11 protein-coding genes are annotated in these 16533 nt (G+C 65.1%); 7 read left to right on the top strand and 4 right to left on the bottom strand.

Annotated elements, in window-relative coordinates; all coding sequences use genetic code 11:
* The first annotated feature begins 71 nt into the window (after positions 1-71).
* Complete coding sequence (locus tag HJ583_RS03965) at positions 72-920, top strand: sulfurtransferase (protein WP_170020666.1); 849 nt, start codon at positions 72-74, stop codon at positions 918-920.
* On the opposite strand, the gene HJ583_RS03960 is transcribed toward HJ583_RS03965, so the two are convergent.
* Positions 921-1760, bottom strand: coding sequence for a restriction endonuclease (locus HJ583_RS03960; RefSeq protein ID WP_170020664.1), 840 nt, complete (start codon positions 1758-1760; stop codon positions 921-923).
* Between the two features lie 188 nt (positions 1761-1948).
* On the opposite strand from HJ583_RS03960, the gene HJ583_RS03955 reads away from it, so the two are divergent.
* The 6 genes from HJ583_RS03955 (at position 1949) to HJ583_RS03930 (ending at position 10757) form a co-directional block, all read left to right on the top strand.
* The gene (locus HJ583_RS03955) at positions 1949-2425 is read left to right on the top strand and encodes a hypothetical protein (RefSeq protein WP_170020662.1); all 477 of its coding nucleotides are present in this window, start codon (positions 1949-1951) and stop codon (positions 2423-2425) included.
* Between the two features lie 35 nt (positions 2426-2460).
* Positions 2461-3306 (top strand): 23S rRNA (adenine(2030)-N(6))-methyltransferase RlmJ, encoded by an 846-nt coding sequence (locus tag HJ583_RS03950; RefSeq protein ID WP_170020660.1) that lies wholly within the window; start codon positions 2461-2463, stop codon positions 3304-3306.
* Between the two features lie 88 nt (positions 3307-3394).
* Positions 3395-3751, top strand: coding sequence for a hypothetical protein (locus tag HJ583_RS03945; protein WP_170020657.1), 357 nt, complete (start codon positions 3395-3397; stop codon positions 3749-3751).
* A gap of 79 nt (positions 3752-3830) precedes the next feature.
* Positions 3831-6761: a PAS domain S-box protein gene (locus HJ583_RS03940; protein ID WP_170020655.1), complete on the top strand. Its 2931-nt coding sequence runs from the start codon at positions 3831-3833 to the stop codon at positions 6759-6761.
* 172 nt (positions 6762-6933) lie between these two features.
* A complete protein-coding gene (locus HJ583_RS03935; protein WP_235943695.1) occupies positions 6934-10227 on the top strand; it encodes an EAL domain-containing protein in 3294 nt (1097 codons plus the stop codon).
* An 83-nt stretch (positions 10228-10310) separates the two neighbouring features.
* Positions 10311-10757 carry a hypothetical protein gene (locus HJ583_RS03930; RefSeq protein ID WP_170020653.1) on the top strand — a complete coding sequence of 149 codons (447 nt, stop codon included), beginning with the start codon at positions 10311-10313 and terminating at the stop codon, positions 10755-10757.
* Positions 10758-10790: 33 nt separating this feature from the next.
* Here the strand turns inward: HJ583_RS03930 and HJ583_RS03925 are convergent, their stop codons facing one another.
* From HJ583_RS03925 to HJ583_RS03915, 3 genes are read right to left on the bottom strand one after another with little or no spacing between them, the layout of a single operon-like run.
* On the bottom strand, positions 10791-12185 hold the full coding sequence (locus HJ583_RS03925) for an efflux transporter outer membrane subunit (protein WP_170020651.1): 1395 nt from the start codon (positions 12183-12185) through the stop codon (positions 10791-10793).
* Positions 12182-15304, bottom strand: a complete 3123-nt coding sequence (locus HJ583_RS03920; protein ID WP_170020649.1) for a multidrug efflux RND transporter permease subunit — start codon at positions 15302-15304, stop codon at positions 12182-12184. The genes HJ583_RS03925 and HJ583_RS03920 overlap by 4 nt, the downstream gene beginning before the upstream one ends.
* Positions 15305-15314: 10 nt before the next feature.
* On the bottom strand, positions 15315-16475 hold the full coding sequence (locus HJ583_RS03915; RefSeq protein ID WP_170020647.1) for an efflux RND transporter periplasmic adaptor subunit: 1161 nt from the start codon (positions 16473-16475) through the stop codon (positions 15315-15317).
* Between the last annotated feature and the right edge of the window lie 58 nt (positions 16476-16533).

Raw genomic sequence — 16533 nt, 5'->3', positions numbered from 1 at the left:
TGCCCGATACTGTGCTCCCATCGGCAGCTTCGTCTGCCATCGACTTGCCCGCCTCCAAGGAGCCCCGCCCGATGCACACCACGATCATCAGTGCCGCCACCCTGCAAGCCCATCTCGCCGATCCGGCCTGGATCGTTCTGGATGTGCGCCACGAACTCACCGACCCGCAAGCCGGCCGTGCGGCCTATACGGCCGGCCACCTGCCCGGCGCGTTCTTCCTGCATCTGGATGAGGACCTCTCCGGCCCGAAGAACGGCAGCAATGGTCGTCACCCGCTGCCGGACCGCGTCAGTTTCGCCGCCCGTCTGGCCGGCCTGGGTGTCAATCAGGCTTCGCAGGTGGTGATCTATGACGCTCAGGGCAGCATGATGGCCGCCCGCCTGTGGTGGATGTTGCGCTGGATCGGCCACCAGGCCGCAGCGGTTCTGGATGGTGGCATGCCGGGATGGCTGGCCGCTGGCGGAGAAATCACGAGCACACTGCCGCCCGCCCGGAACGCGGGAAACCTCATCGCAGGTGAATCCCTGGTGGGCAGCATTGATGCCGCCGAAGTCATGAGCAATCTTGCCGTGCAGGACAAGCTGGTCATCGACGCCCGCGCGCCGGATCGCTTCCGTGGCGAGAATGAAACCCTTGATGCGGTTGGCGGCCACATCCCGGGCGCGTGCAACCGCTTCTTTCGCGACAACCTGCAAGCAGATGGCCGCTTCAAGCCCGCGGCTGAGCTACGGGCGGACTTCACCGCCCTGCTCGGTGCCCGCCCGGCCTCCCGCATCATTGCCCAGTGCGGCTCCGGCGTGACAGCCTGTCACAACCTGCTGGCACTGGAGATCTCCGGCCTGCCGGGCGCCATTCTTTATCCGGGTTCGTGGAGTGAATGGAGCAGTGATCCGGCCCGGCCGGTCGCGACCGGCAACTGATCAGGCATGCATGCCCAGGGTGTGCTTGCAGTGTGGATAGGCCCGGCACCCCCAGTAGCGTCCCTGCTCGTTCTGGCGCGGAATCATCTTGAGGAGGCAGCCAGGGCAGGTCGGCGTCGTGTAGTCGCCCTCCACCGCCAGATTCAGCAGGCGCTGACTGCTTTCCTGCGGCAAGCGTCCCAGCAGGGCGAGAAACATACGGTCATCCACCAGGGTGATCTGCTGCCCCCGGGCGAATTCCTTGGCTGCGCTGCTGAAACGCCAGGCCCCCATGAAGAAGGCCCGCTCCACGCCAGCCTCCTGCATCCGCTGCACAAGAGGCTGGAGGGCCTCGACGCCAACCTCCTGGCGCCCGCGCGCCTTGCAGTGCAGCAGCGAGAAGGGCTGCTCACTGCCGGCCTGGCACAGCACAGCCTCCAGACTGCCATCCGCACCGGCCGTCACCTCCCGCGCAAGCAGCTCTCGCTCCTTGTAGAAGGCCAGGCACAGATCCCCCATGCGCTTCCACTCCAGCGCATGCAACAAGGCGAGACTCCAGTCGCGGGGTTTGGCCACAGGCTGACTGGCCAAGCTGACCACCGCATCCAGCGGTGCCGGACGTGCAGCAGCATCGTCAAGCTCGAGGGCCTCATCCTCGGGCGCCTCCTGGATGTGCCCGAGCCCGCGCAGAATGGCCAGCACCAGCAAGCCATAACACACGGGCAGAACCAGCCACGACAGCCAGCCGGCCGATCCGCTGTGCACCGCACGCGGTAACACATCCCCCAGCACGAAAAGCGCGAACGCCCGCAGTGCCGGTCCCTGCCAGCCGGCGCCGAGCCAGCGGGATGCGCCAAGCAACGCAATGGATCCAGAGGGGACAGGGTCAGCAGCATGCATAGCGGCGTCTCGCGGTAAGCGTGTCATTTCCCGATCATAGCCAGCGCATTCTTCCCCGTTCCCCGCAGGCCACCAACAGCGGACGAGTGGCCGGATCGACAAGCCTTGCGGGCGCTAGACTGCGGCTTCTGACACCCTGGGTCCATCGCATGGATGCAACTCGCAGCTCTACCGCTCCGCAGCATCTACTGCTGGCCCTCGTGCTCGCAGGCCTCCTGCTGTTTGCGGCACATGCGGCCAGCACGCGCCTGCTTGCCCCTGCGCCGGTAGCGCCCGCACAAGCGACAGCCAGCGCCCCCAGCGATCTCGTTGCCCGCGTTGAAGAAGCCAATCAGGCTGAACTGCGCCGTGCCCGCGTCGCCCGTGAGCAGCAACTCATCGAAACCGATCGCCAGCGCCGCGAGCAGAACATGCAGGCCGCCCTGGCGGCTCGCGAGCAGGCCGATGCCTTCGACCGCATCGAGCGCGAGCGCAAGGAGCAGGCCTGGCAGCGTTTCTATGTCAAACCGCGCAAGTGCAACAATGCCAGCGAGCCGACGATCACCGTCGAATGCAGCAACCACTTCCTGCGCGAGCAACAACGCTTCGAGAAACAGTGGGCCGAGGGCAAGCCGGACAAGCCTTGATCTACAATCGCGGCTGACCACCCTACCGGCCCGCCATGCTCAGCTATCGTCACTCCTACCACGCCGGCAACCACGCCGATGTGCTCAAGCATTCCATCCTGGTCCAGCTCCTGGCTTATCTCGGCCAGAAGGACAAGGCTTTCCAGATCATCGACACCCATGCTGGCGCCGGCCTGTATGCGCTCGACTCCGTCCATGCCGAGAAGCTTGGCGAGTTTCGTGGCGGCATTGGCCGCCTGTGGGAACGCACCGACCTGCCGCCGATGCTGGCCGCTTATGTCGCCGAAGTGCGTGCGCTCAATGGCGACGGCACGCTACAGGCCTACCCCGGCTCGCCCTGGTTTTCCCAGCGCGCCTTGCGCGAGCAGGACCGCATGCGCCTGTTCGAACTGCACAGTACCGACTTCCGCACACTGGATAGCTACTTTGGTCAGCAAGGCAAGCAGTGCAAGGTATTTGCGGACGATGGCTTTGCCAACCTCAAAGCCCTGCTGCCGCCACCAAGCCGGCGTGGCCTGACCCTGATCGATCCTTCCTACGAGCTGCGCGAGGATTACAGCCGCCTGATCCAGGCCCTCAAGGATTCGCTCCTGCGCTTCCCCACCGGCATGTACGCCATCTGGTACCCGATGCTGGCCAAGCCGGAATCGAAGCAGCTGCCCCGCCAACTCAAGGCACTCGGCGCCAGCAACTGGCTGCACGCCACCCTGAGCGTCCGTGGCCCCTCACCAGAGGGCTTCGGCATGAATGGCAGCGGCATGTTCATCATCAATCCGCCATGGACGCTGGCAGCCGCTCTGCAAGCGGAACTCCCCTGGCTCACGGCCGTACTTGCCGAGGATGAAGGTGCCTGCCACACCCTTGAGCATGAAAGCACCTGAAAAGCGCAGGGGCATGTGCCGGAGGTCATGACGCAGCGCTAGAATGGCTCGCCTTCCGGCATTCCCGCCACTCACAGGAGAGTCCCCCATGCGCAAGATCGTGATCGCCAGCCTCGTCGCCCTGTTTGCCAGCAGCGCCTTTGCCGCCACCTGCGATGAGCAGGCCGCCGACAAGAAGCTTGCCGGAGCCGCCAAGACCAGCTTCCTCAAGAAGTGCAACGCCGATGCCGCGGCCGCTACCCCCAGCGCCTGTGATGCCCAGGCCGCCGAGAAAAAGCTCGCAGGCGCCGCCAAGAATAGCTTCCTCAAGAAGTGCGAAGCCGACAGCAAGGCCACCAGCGCCGGCAACACCTGTGAAACCCAGGCCGCCGAGAAGAAACTCGCGGGAGCCGCCAAGAACAGCTTCGTGAAGAAATGCGTGGCTGACGCCAGCGCCACCAAGTAAGCCCTGGCCACCTGACGACGGGCCTGCCCACAAGTACTCTCGGGCAGGCACGCCGCCGGGCCGTTACCGATAGCTGGCCTTGCCTGTTTACCCCGTCACGATGAATCTGCACTGGTTCGATCAGCTCTTCAGCAAGCATCCTCATCCGGATGCACGTCCCCTGCTGCGCCGCTTGCGCCAGGGCGTGCTGGTGTTCTACGCGCTGACCCTGCTGATCGTGCTACTGGCCGTGGCCTGGATCAGCTATGCCGATTATCAGGGCACCTTGCGCAGCACTGAGCGCCAGGCCCTGTCCCTGGCCCGCTCACTGGACGAGCATGCCACCCGCTCACTGGTCTCGGTCGAGCAGGCCATGCAGAACGTGGCCGAAGACGTCGAACGCGCCGGCGGCATGAATCGCCTGGATGAACACTGGGCGCACGAACGGATGAAGGGCAAAGTCGAGCTCACCCCGCAGATCCGCGCCATCATCGTCATGAATAGCCGCGGCACCCTTGCCGCCCATGGCCTCGAATACCCGACCCGGCGCGTGGACCTCTCCGACCGCGCCTACTTCGCCTATCACCGCAGCCACAACGATGTGCGCCTGCGCATCGGCGAGCCGATCATCAGCCGTACCGACTACAAGTGGCTGATCCCACTGACCCGCCGCATCAATACAGCCGACAGCCAGTTCGATGGCGTGATGCTCTCCGGCGTGGAGCCGGATTACTTCCTGCGCTTCTACGACTCCCTGCAGCTCGAGCGCGGCACCAGCATCCAGTTGCTGCGCACGGATGGCGTGCTGCTGCTCAATCACCCGCTGGATATCACCCAGCTTGGCAAGAACCTGCGCGACAACGACAGCGCCAGCTTCGATGCACTGCAGCTCAACCGCACCGCTTTCTTCCGTGACCAGAGCGCCGAGGGCGATCACTTCGTCGCCCAGCTGGTCAGCGCCTCCAGCGTGCCGGTGATCGTGCGGGTAAAGCTCGATACCGAACGCGTGCTGGCCAAGTTCGTGACCGATACGCGGATGCGTGTCGCGCTCTCCTCACTGATTCTGGTCGCCCTGAGCCTGATGCTCTTCGTGCTGCTACGCCAGATCCGCCGCGTCGAGGAATCCGAATCGCGCCTGCAGCTGACCCAGTTCGCGATGGATGAGTCGCCCGAAATGATCCTCTGGTGTGACTCCGGCGGCCATCTTCAGTACGCCAACCGGCGCCTTGCCGAGGTCAGCCAGTTCAGCGCCAGCGAGCTGCTATCGATGGGTTTCGGCGAGCTGATCGGCGACTCCGAGCAGCGCTGGGAGCAACTCGAGAACACCCTGCGCATCGTCGGCCGGCAGAGCCAGGAAAGCGTCCTGCGCTGCAAGAATGGCCAGCGCGTGCCACTGGAACTGACCGCTGCACGCATCTCGGACAAGCACCGCCATTACCTGTGCATCACCGCCCGCGACATCAGCGAACGCCTCGCCGCCGAGGAAGAGCTGCGCCGCCATCGCGACCATCTGCAGGAGATGGTCACCGAGCGCACGGCGGAAGTACGCACCGTGCTGGATGCCAACCCGCTCGCCATCGTGCTCTCGGTGCAAGAGCACATGCAGCTCGTCAACCCGGCCTTCGAAGCCCTCTTTGGCTATGGCATGAACAGCATCAACGGCCTGCCCGAGCGCCTGATCCATGCCTCGGAAGAGTCCTACAGCCAGACCCGGCGAGCCATCGAGAATCGCGTCGCCCTCGGCGGCACCTACCGCGGTGAAGCCGAGCTGCGCCGCAGCGACGGCTCGATGTTCTGGGCCATGCTGTTTGCCCGCGCGCTGGTGCCGAACGAGCCCGAGCGCGGCCTGGTCTTCATCATCGAGGATGTAACCGCCCAGCGCACCGCTGCGCTAGCCCTGCGTCAATCCGAGCAGCTCAAGCGCTCGGTGCTCGACACCACCGCCGACAGCTTCGCCCTGATCGACCGCCAGCGCCGCTTCGTGGACGTCAACCAGGCGCTATGCCTGCAACTGGGCATCAGCCGCGGCGCCCTGCTTGGCCAAACCCCCGAAGCCGTATGGGGCGAAGCCATCGCCGGACGCCTCTTCCCGCAAGATGACAAACAACTCTCCGCCACGGCCAGGCGCGAGATCATCCTGCCGGTGCAGGATGGCCAGCGCCATCCCTTCATGGTCAGCTACGGCCTGATTCCAGACGATCGCGGCGAGACCGAATATGTTTTCGCCTTCCTGTCGGACATCTCACGCCAGAAGGAAATCGAGAAGACCCTGCTCGAAGCCAAGGAAGCGGCCGAAGCGGCCAGCCACGCCAAGAGCACCTTCCTCACCAACATGTCACACGAGCTGCGCACGCCGATGCACGCCATCCTCTCCTTCTCCGAGATGGGGCTGCACAAATCCGGCGCCAATGAGGCGAGCGAACTCGCACGCTACTTCGAACGGATCCAGAACGCCGGCAAACGCCTGCTGGCACTGCTCAACGACCTGCTCGACATGTCGCGCCTGGAGGCGGACAAGATGAGCTACGACAAGGCCCGCCACTACCTGCAGAACACCGTGCAGGCCGCTATTGCCGAGGTGTCCTCACTGACCATGGCAAAAGCGCTGAGCCTGCTCAACAACGACAGCTACCCACGCCTCCTGGCCACCTACGACAAGGCCCGCCTCACCCAGGTGCTGATCAACCTGCTCTCGAACGCTATCAAGTTCAGCCCCGCCAAAAGCAGCATCGAGATCGACTATCTCAGCGAGGCGGATCCGGTCACTGGTCAGCCCGTGGTCGGCCTCACCGTGCGCGATCATGGCCCCGGCATCCCTGAAGGCGAGCTCGAACTGATCTTCGACTCCTTCGAACAGAGCAGCAAGGCGCCAAGTCCTGGCGGCACCGGCCTGGGGCTCACCATCAGCCGCCGCATCATGCTTGATCATGGCGGCAGCATCTGCGCCGCCAACCATCCCGAGGGCGGCGCCGTCTTCACCATTCGCCTGCCCGCCGAAGCGCCCAGCCCAGCCCTTACCGAGCACGCCTGAAACACCCCGCACGCCGCGACTGCGGCGCAGCATGACGCCCTGCTGCACCAGATCAAAGATTCGCTCCCGCTTGCCGTAAACGACAGGATGAGCGGTGCTGGGCCAAGGGCGTGGCACGTTGCTTGCACTATCGCGCAGGCCCGGCTCCAGGCACTACCGGCACGAGCGGAGAATGATGAACGCACGCCTCACCGAGACTCTTCGCCTGAACCTGTTGCTGGCCGCTGCCAGCGCCGGGCTGGGCGCGCTCGCCCTGCGTGTTGCGATCGACCCCGGCATCACCACACCGATCTTCCCCGGCACCGGCATCGCCCTGGCCGCCCTCCTGCTCTTTGGCCTGCGCGTGCTGCCCGGCCTCTACCTTGGCATGCTGTGCGTGCAGCTCGCCACCTCGCTCAAGTTTGGCTTCAACCCACTGCTCCTGCTGGGGCTGCCGGCCAGCGTCTGCCTGCAGGCCCTGTTCGGCCGGTGGCTGGCGCGCAGCCTCAAGGTATATCCCTCGGCCCTCGACGAAACCCGCGAAGTCGCCCTCTTTGTTGGCATCGTCGCCCCCATCGGTTGCCTGCCCAGCGCCACGCTCGCCACCTTGCTGCTGCAAGTGGGCACCCAGGATGCGGGACACGCCGATTTTTTCAACTGGGCCAACTGGTGGATCGGCGACACCCTCGGCGTGCTGATATTCACCCCGATCTGCTTCACCCTGCTGGGCCAGCCGGCCAGCCACTGGGAAGGCCGCCGCCGCACGCTGGGCATCCCGCTGCTGCTGGCCACCCTGGTCATTGCCGGCGCCCTGATGCTGGTGCGTCAGCGTGAAGAGATCCGCCTCCAGTCCGAATTCCTGCGCGACGCCGAAAGCGTTGCCAGCGTTCTGCACAGTCGCCTGCAAGCCAAGCTGGACATGCTCCTGGCCCTCGAGCGCCATCTGAGCCTCAACGAAAATCCGCTCACCCCACGCGATTGGCAACGCCTCACTCATGCCTGGCTCAACCGCTATCCCGGAATCGTCAACCTGACCTGGAACCCGCGCATCCGCGTGGCCGATCTGGCGAATTTTGAGCTTGCCCAGCAGCACGCCGGTCGCAGCGGCTTCCGGGTCATGGACCGCGATCTCGCCGGGCATCTGAAACCCGCCGAGCCCGCAGACGAATACTTCCCGATCACCCTGATCGAGCCACTCGCTGGCAATGAAAAAGTCCTGGGCCTGAATCCGGCCGGCTACGCACGCGGAGCCATCCCGATCGGAGTCTCGCGCAGCACCGGCCGCCCTGCGGCCAGCGAGCCGATCACCCTGGTTCAGGGCGATCGCAGCCAGCCCGGCGTAATCGTGTATCAGCCGGTTTTTTCAGACGACACCCTCAACCTGCGCGGCATGGTGACACTTGCCATGCGCATGGAAGACATCGTCGCCCTCGCCCGCGAGCAGATCATCTCGCCACACATCAGCCTGTGCCTCGCCGACCGCAGCGCCGAGCCCTCCTCCCAGCGCCTCGCCGGCCCGGCCGACTGCGCCCGCCCGGATTGGGCCGACAGCGGCCGCATCCTGATCCGCAGCATCGGTTTTGCCGACCGCGAATGGCAGATCATCCTGCGCAGCGAAGCCCATTTTTCCTCGGCCAGCCGCAGTTGGGCCTCGGGCGCCGCAATCGGCTCGGCGCTGGTCTTCTCGGCCCTGCTGAGCGCCTTCCTGCTGCTCACCTCGGGGCGGGCACGCCGCACCGCCGAACTGGTGGCCCAGCGCACTGCCGAGCTGGCCCGCGCCAGCACCCGCCTGCGTGACCAGCAAGCCCTGCTGGCCCAGGCCCAGCGCATCGCGCGGATGGGCAGCTGGGAACTCACCCCGGGTGGCGGCACCCTGCACTGCTCGGAAGAATTCCTGCGTTTGCTGGAGCTGCCGGGCAACACCCGTGTGCAGCGAGAAGAGTTGCTGCAACGCCTGATCGCTGACGATCGCCCGCATCTCGATACGGCACTCGAAGAAGCGGCCCGCAACGGCAGCAGCCAGGCGCTGGACTGCCGCATGGCCGACCAGAACGGCGTCGAGCAGATCCTCCATTTCCAGGTCGAGAGCGAATGGTTCATGGGCCGCCTGATGCGCGTGTATGGCACCGCCCAGAACGTGACCAGCGCCCGCCAGGCCGAGGCCCACATCCAGTACCTCGCCCGTTTTGATGCCCTCACCGGCCTGCCCAACCGCAATTACTGGCTGGAGCAGGCCCGCGCCGTGCTGGCCGGCGCGCATCGCCATAGCGATCAGGCAGCAGTACTGTTCCTCGATCTCGATCACTTCAAGACAATCAATGACTCGCTGGGCCATCAGGTCGGCGATGAACTGCTGGCCACCGTGGCCCAGCGTCTGCGCCAATGCCTGCGCGCCGAAGATCTGCTGGCCCGCCAGGGGGGCGACGAGTTCGTACTGCTGCTACCGCGCCTGAGCCACATAGAGGAGATCACGGCAGTGGCCGGCAAGCTCGTCAGGAGCCTGGCCGCCCCTTTGCAGATCAACGGGCACGAGCTCAGCGTCTCGGCCAGCATCGGCATTGCCCACTATCCGAGCGACGCCGAGGATATCGACACCTTGCTCAAGCATGCCGACGTAGCGATGTACAGCGCCAAGCAGTCCGGCCGCAACAACTACCAGTTCTTCGTGCCGGAGATGAATCAGCGCGCGATGCAGCGCCTGCAGCTCGAAACGGCCCTGCGCCGGGCCATCGAACGCGGCGAGATGGTGCTCCACTACCAGCCTCAGATGGAGCTTGAAACGGCACGCATCGATGGCTGCGAAGCCTTGGTGCGCTGGCAGCACCCGGAACGCGGCATGGTGCCGCCGATCGAGTTCATCCCGCTGGCTGAAGAATCCGGCCTGATCCTGCCACTGGGCGATTGGGTGCTGCGCGAAGCCTGCGCACAGCAAGCCCGCTGGGCCAGAGCAGGTATGCCGCTGGCGATGGCCATCAACATCGCCGCATTGCAGTTCCAGCAGGCAGAATTTGTGCCCAGGCTGCGCCAGATCCTGCAGGAAACAGGGGCCGACCCACGCTACATCGAACTGGAGATCACCGAGGGTGCCCTCCTCGCATCCACGGACGAGTTGGTCGAGCGCCTCGACGCGCTCTGCGCCATGGGGCTCTCCCTCGCTCTGGACGACTTCGGCACCGGCTACTCCTGCCTCGCCTACCTCAAGCGCCTGCCCATCCAGCGCCTGAAGATCGACCGCTCCTTCATCAAGGACTTGCCAGGTGATCTCGAAGACGCGGCCATCGCCGCGGCCACCCTGTCCATGGCGCGCGACCTGGGCATGCGCGTCGTGGCTGAAGGCGTGGAAAACCCGGCGCAACGCGACTACCTGATGGCGCGTGGCTGCCACGCAATCCAGGGCTATCTGATCGGCAAACCCCAGCCTGCCGCAGCCTTCGAAGCCTGGCTACGGCAGCAGGAAGGCCTCCCGGGCAGGTCCGAGCCAGATTGAGTGGGCACCTCCTCCTGCGGCGCATAATTCCGCTCAACCTGCTGCGGAGGTCCGCAACCGGTTTCAAGAAAAGGAGGAGCAGCATGCACAAGTCGCTTTCCGCGAGTCTGGTAGCACTCGCTTGCCTCATATCCGGCAGTGCGCTGGCGCAATACGTCTACCCGGCCAAAGGCCAGTCTGCCGAACAACAGAAGAAGGACGAATACGAATGCCACAGCTGGGCCGTCGGCCAGACCGGCGTGGATCCCACCAAACCTGCGGCGCCCGCACCCGCTCCAGCCCCCGCACCAACGGGTGGGCGGGTACGCGGAGCAGCCGTCGGCGCAACCGTCGCCGCCATCACTGACAATGACGTTGGCAAGGGCGCAGCCGCCGGAGCCGTGGGCGGCGCGGCAGCCCAGCGTGGCCAAAGGCGCCAGCAGGCCGCGGCCCAGCAGCAACAGGCCACCGCCCAGACGCAGGGCAACAGCGCCGCTTACAACCAGGCCCGCGCCGCCTGCCTCAGCGGCCGCGGCTACAGCGTCAAGTAAGACTCGCGCCGGGCGGCCCCTCCGCTCGGCCGCTCACTGCGCCCGGGGCGCCCCCGACTCAGCTCCGCCGAGCGCGGCATACAGTTGCAGCAGCGCCGCCTGCGAGCCGCGCGAGGCCTGCACCGCACTGAGCTCAGCCGCCAGCAGATCCTGCTGGGCATTGAGCACCTCAAAGTAATCCGTCACCCCTGCGCGGTAGCGCATGTCCGCCAGACGCAAGCGCTCCCGCGTGGCCTTCACACGCCGCGCCAAGGCATCGCTCTGCTCAGACAGGCGCTGGAAGCCGACGATCGCATCCTCCACCTCGCGCAGGCCCTGCAGCACGCTGCCGGCGTAAGTTTCGGCCGCTTCGCGCTGGCGCGCCTCGGCCAGATCAAGCTGGGCCATCAGGCTGCCGCCGTTGAAGATCGGCAGATTGATCACGCCTCCCGCCGACCAGGCCTCGGTGCCGGTGCTAACGACTTTCGAGAGATCGTAACTGGCCCAGCCCAGCATGCCGGTGAGCTTGATCGAGGGCAGCCAGGCCTTGCGCGCGGCGAACACGCCATGCTGGGTGGATTCCAGCGCGCGTTCAGCGGCCCGCACATCCGGCCGGTTCAGCAGCAGGTCAGCGGGCAGCCCCACCGGCAGCGCGGTCGGGCGCGACAAATCGCTGACCATGCCGCTACGCGGCACCGCATGCGGCGGGCGACCGATCAGGATGGCCAGCGCATTCTCCGCCTGGGCGCGGGCACGCCCGATATCGGCGCGAGTCGACTCGGCGCCGGCCAGCGCGGACTCGGCCTGATTCACATCCACCATCGACACCACGCCGCCCTTGAAGCGGCGCCGCACCAGATCCAGAGAAGTGGCCTGGCTGGCCACGGTACGCTCGGCGATCAGCAACTGCTCATCAAGCTCCAGCAGCAGCAACCAGCCCCCTGCAACCTGGGTATCCAGGCTGACCTGGGCAGCCCGGTAGGTCTCCTCGGCGGAGAGCCAGCTCTGGCGACCGGACTCGGCCTGATCGGCAATACGCCCCCACAGATCAAGTTCCCAGCTCAGTGCGGCGGCCAGTTGGGTGGATTCACCGATCTGGTTGTCCAGTGCGGCACTCACCGGCTGCTTGCCGCGTGAGGCCGCGCCCTGCGCGTTCAGCGCCGGCCAGCGCTGGGCGCGCAGCACGCCATAGCTGGCAGCGGCCGCATCGACGCGGGCCGCCGCGGCACGCAGGCTGCGGTTGTTGTCGCGCGCGGCCTGCAGCAGTGCGGCCAGATCCGGCCGCGCAAACAGTGCCGCCCAAGGGGCCGGCGCATCCGCCACGGTCTGGCTGGGCAGGCTGCGCCATTGCTCTGGTATTTCCAGGGCCGGACGATCCACCGTACCCGGCGTGGCACAGCCGGCCAACCACAGGCTGATCGAGAGAACGAGGCAGGTGTGCTTCATCATGCGTCCTCCCCCTGACGGTCTGCCGTGCCACGCCCCGCATCCCGTGCGGCATCCCGCGAACGATTCATGGCGTAGAAGAACAGCGGCGTGAAGAACACCCCGACCAGGGTCGCCGCGAGCATCCCACCCATGATGCCGGTGCCTACCGAATGCTGGGTCGCAGCGCCGGCCCCCGAAGCCGTCACCAGCGGAATCACGCCGAGAATGAAGGCCAGCGAGGTCATCACGATCGGGCGCAGACGCAACCTGGCCGCCTCGATGGCCGCATCACGGCTGCTCATGCCCTCCTCCCATTTCTGCTTGGCGAACTCCACGATCAGGATGCCGTTCTTACCAGCCAGACCGATCAGGGTGATCAGGCCGACCTGAAAGAACACATCATTGGCCGAGCCCCGCAGGAATAGGGCCAGCAGCGCGCCAAGGATGCCGATCGGCACCACCAGGAAGACGGCCACCGGCAAGCGGAAGCTCTCATAGAGCGCAGACAGGAAGAGGAACACGAAGATCAGCGAAAGCAGGAACACGAAGCCCTGCTGGCCGCCGGAGAGCTTCTCCTGCAGCGACTGGCCGGCCCACACAAAGCTCACCCCCTGTGGCAACTCAGCCTTTGAAATGCGCTCCATGGCCTCGATCGCCTCGCCCGAGCTGTGCCCTGGTGCCGAAACGCCATTGAGCTGGATGGCGGGATAGCCATTGAAGCGGCTCAGCGAGATCGGCGCCGAGCGCCATTCCGTTGTCGCCAGCGAGGAGAAAGGCACCAGTTTGCCTTCGGCATTGCGCAGATTGAAGTTGCCCAGAAACTCAGGATCGGAGCGGAAGCGTGGATCGGCCTGGAGCTTCACTTTCAGGTTGGTACCGAACTGGGTGAATTGATTCACGAAGCTCGAGCCCATCAATGCGCCGACCCCGGTGTATAGCTCGGAGAGATTCACGCCCATGGCCTTGGCCTTATTGCGATCCACATCAAGGAACAGGGTCTGCACATCGGGCGCAGCCACGCTGCGCACGCCAGCAATCGAAGCTTCCTGCGTAGCGGCCTGGACCAACTTCAGCGCGGTTTCATTGAGTTTGACGCGGTCCCCGTCGGTGGAGATCAGCCGGTAGTCGAAGCCCGAGATCATGCCCATGCCTGAAATGGCGGGCTCGTTGATGGCAAAGATGCGCGCCTCCGGAATCGTGTACAGCGCCCGGTTGGCGCGCTGCACGATGGTAAAGGCATGATCCTTGGCCTCACGCGCAGCCCAGTCCTTGAGGGTGATGAAGAAGAAGGCCTGGTTGGCGTAACGGTAGAAGATCGAGAAGCCCTTGATCGCCAGCACCTGCTCCACCGCCGGCTCCTGGCTCATGAAGTACTGCTCGGCCTTTTCCACCACCGCCTGGGTGCGCTCGGGCGAAGCACCGGAAGGCAGATCGATGGCCACCATCACGGTGCCCTTGTCCTCGTCCGGCACGAAGCCACCGGGTATGGTCTTGAGCAGGAAAACCATGCCACCGAGCAGCACGGCATAGAGGATGAAGCAGCGTACCCCGCGCCCGAGCATGAAACTCACCACGCCGGTAAAACGGCCTGTCAGGCGCTCAAAAAGCGCATCGAATTTCTGGATCAACTTCGGCTTATGCACGCCCGGCTTGAGAATCAGCGCACACAGAGCCGGCGTGAGGGTCAGCGCGACGATGGCCGAGAGCAGCGTGGAAATCGTGATGGTGATGGCGAACTGCTTGTAGAGCGTGCCGGTCACGCCCCCCAGGAATGCAATCGGCACAAACACCGCACAGATCACCGAGGTAACGCCCACGATGGCACCGCCAATGCCCTGCATGGCTTTCTTCGCCGCGTCTTTCGGCGAGAGCTTCTCGCTGTGCATCAGATGCTCAACGGCTTCGACCACCACGATCGCATCATCCACCACGATGCCGATCGCCAGCACCATGCCGAAGAGGGTCAGCATGTTGATCGAAAAGCCCATCACCAGCATGCCGGCCAGGGTGCCGATGATGGAGACCGGAATCGCGATCAGCGGCACAAGCGTGGCCCGCACGCTGCCAAGGAAGAGGTACACCACCACCAGCACCAGCAGGAAGGCTTCGATGAAGGTATGCACCACCAGCTCGATGGACGCATTCACGAAACGCGTCGTGTCATACGAGATCACGCTCTTGATTTCGGCCGGCAAATCGGCACCCAGCTCATCCATGCGGCTGCGCACCGCCTTGGCAAGCGCCAGAGCATTCGCCCCGGGGCGCAGATAGATGCCCAGCGCAATAGCCGGCTTGCCATTGAGGCGCGAGGAGATCGAATACTCCTCGCTGCCCAGTTCAACGCGCGCCACATCGCGCAGGCGCACCACCGAACCATCCTTGTTGGCGCGCAGGATGATGTCCTCGAACTCTCTCACCTCCACCAGCCCGCCACGCGTCTGCATCGGGAAGGTCAGCACCTGACCACTCGGCGCGGGCGCCTGACCGATTTCGCCGACGGCAAAATTCTGGTTCTGCTCACGCACACCGTTGATCACGTCGGTGACGGACATGCCGTACTTGGCCAGCGAATCCGGATCAACCCACAAGCGCATCGAGTACGGATTGCCGAAGAGCGACACATCACCCGCACCAGGCAGGCGCTTGAGCTCGTTCACATAGCGCGAGTAGGCCAGGTTGGCGAGATAGGCGGCGTCAAAGCGCGGATCATCCGACTGCAGCGCCACGATCATCAGCATCGAAGGATTGGACTTCGACACGCGCAGGCCCTGCTGCAGCACCACTTCCGGCAGCAGCGGCTCGACGCGCTTGACGCTGTTGTTCACATCCACCGCAGCGAGGTTGAGGTCAGTGCCGGGCTCGAAGGAAATGGTCAGCTCCATCAGGCCGCTGGCCGAGGCGGAGGACTGCATGTCCAGCAAGCCCTCGATACCGTTCATCTCGCGCTCGATCGGCGCAGCGACGGTGGTTTCGATGGTTTCCGGGCTGGCGCCGGGATAGACCGCCGTGATCTTGACTTGCGGCGGTGCGACGTTGGGATACTGCTCCACCGCCAACTGCTTGACCGAGAGCAGGCCCAGCAGGGTGATGAACAGCGCAATGACGGTCGCAAAGACCGGGCGATTGACGAAGAAACCCATGCCGATCTCCTCAGCGCGCGGCCGGCGCACTGGCGGCAGGCGACGAGACCGCTGCGGGCGAGGGCACGAAAGTCTGCGCCCCCGGGCTCAGCTTCTGGCCCCCCTCCACCACCACCATCTCACCCGCACCGAGGCCTTTCTCGATAGCCCATTTCTCGCGCTGCCACTTGCCAACCACCACATCGCGGCGCTCGGCGCGGCCCTTCGCATCCACCACCCACAGATAGTGCCCGGTGGGGGACTTCATCACGGCCTGCTGCGGCACCAGGATGGTGTTGGGTGACTCACCCGAAGTCAGCTCGATACGCACGAAGAGGCCGGGCAGCAACTCAGCCTTGGGATTCGGCAGCACCGCACGAAGGGCAATGGTGCCGGAGCTTTCGCTCACTTCGATGTCAGCGAAATCAATGCGCCCGGTGGGCTTGAGCTGCGAACCGTCCGGCATGATGATGCGCGCCACCGAATCGCCGTGCTCCTGGATCGCGCCGCTCTGCAGCGCCTTGCGGAAGGCCAGCGCATCGCGGTCCGAAATCGTGAAGGACACATAGATCGGATCGAGCTTGTCGATCACGGTCAGGCGGGTCGGCGAGCCCTTGCCAACCAGACGTCCCTCAGGCATTTCGCTACGCCCGATACGCCCGCTCTCGGTGGCCAGGATGCGCGTGTACTCAAGATTCAGCCTGGCCCGATCGACCTGCGATTCAGCGGCCGCCACCGTCGCTTCGGACTCCTTCATCGAAGCCACGGCATTGTCATACTCCTGCTGGCTGATGGCGTTTTCCTTCACCAGCGGCGCCAGGCGAGCTTCACGCGAGGCCGCATTGACGGCGGTGGCCTTCTGTTTGGCCAGGCTGGCCTCGGCATCCCGCAGCGCCGCCTCATAGGGTGCGCGCTCCAGCGAATAGAGCAGATCGCCCTTCCTGACCTGGCTGCCTTCAACAAAGTGACGCGTCTCCAGAATGCCTTCCACGCGCGCCATGATCTCCACCGATCGATATGCCTGGGCTCGGCCAACGAACTCGGTCACCACCGGCACCGTTTCACTGGTGGACTTCTCGAGGCGCACCGGCACCGGCGGCGGGCCGGCCTTCGCTACATCCTGCTTGCCATCACAACCAGCCAGCAGGCTCGCCAGCAGCCCCGCCACCCCGATCAATATCGTGCCGCGCATGAATTCCCCCGTTGAGTCCCTTGCTGCCTCGCTGACCGCTTGTAACCGGCCGCACCGC

The organism is Uliginosibacterium aquaticum, from assembly GCF_012972705.2.
Lineage (GTDB): Bacteria > Pseudomonadota > Gammaproteobacteria > Burkholderiales > Rhodocyclaceae > Uliginosibacterium > Uliginosibacterium aquaticum.
Note: the sequence above shows the minus strand (reverse complement) of the source record. Positions and strands in the feature narration are given on the sequence as shown.